The following is a 522-nucleotide window of genomic DNA, read 5'->3' on the forward strand; positions in this document are numbered from 1 at the left end:
TGACATAGTTTAATTTGTTTGTCTGTCAAAGCCTGTTCACGGTTGAGTTGATCGAGTAAACCTGCAAGCATGTCTCTGTCCAAGTTACTCAGTTTTTCAGAATGCATGAGGAGTGTCGTATTGATAAGTTCAGAGAGGTTTCTTGAACTCACAATCCCCATTCCTTATCCCACTTCTTTTGTTCCTCAATCTCTTCTATTCGTTTGCGGACATCCTTTCTCTTTAACTCTTCTGGTATCCGCTTAATCCCTTTTCCTTTCGGATTAAGACCAAGTTGTTTCTGCTTTTGTGTCGGTTTAAGTAACTTGCTCACATATAATCCTATTTTTTAATGGTCAACTTAATTTCACACCACATCCATGTTGGCTATGAAAGAGACAATGATACTACACAAGTCAGCACAAAATAGACACAAGCGTGTTATATGCTTGCCTAAATTAGCTAAGCTTAAATTAACTAAGATAAGACTCTCTCAATGAATTGTGGCATTTCACTTTTCATAAAAGTCTGAAAATCTCAAAC

At 37.0% G+C, this 522-nt stretch carries 1 protein-coding gene; it reads right to left on the bottom strand.

Translation table 11 applies throughout. From position 1 onward, the window contains the following. Nucleotides 1-148 precede the first annotated feature (148 nt). Nucleotides 149-313 carry a hypothetical protein gene (locus tag R8O11_RS31170; RefSeq protein WP_005483300.1) on the bottom strand — a complete coding sequence of 55 codons (165 nt, stop codon included), beginning with the start codon at nucleotides 311-313 and terminating at the stop codon, nucleotides 149-151. Nucleotides 314-522 lie beyond the last annotated feature (209 nt).

The sequence above is a fragment of the Vibrio sp. 1288 genome, assembly GCF_033344475.1.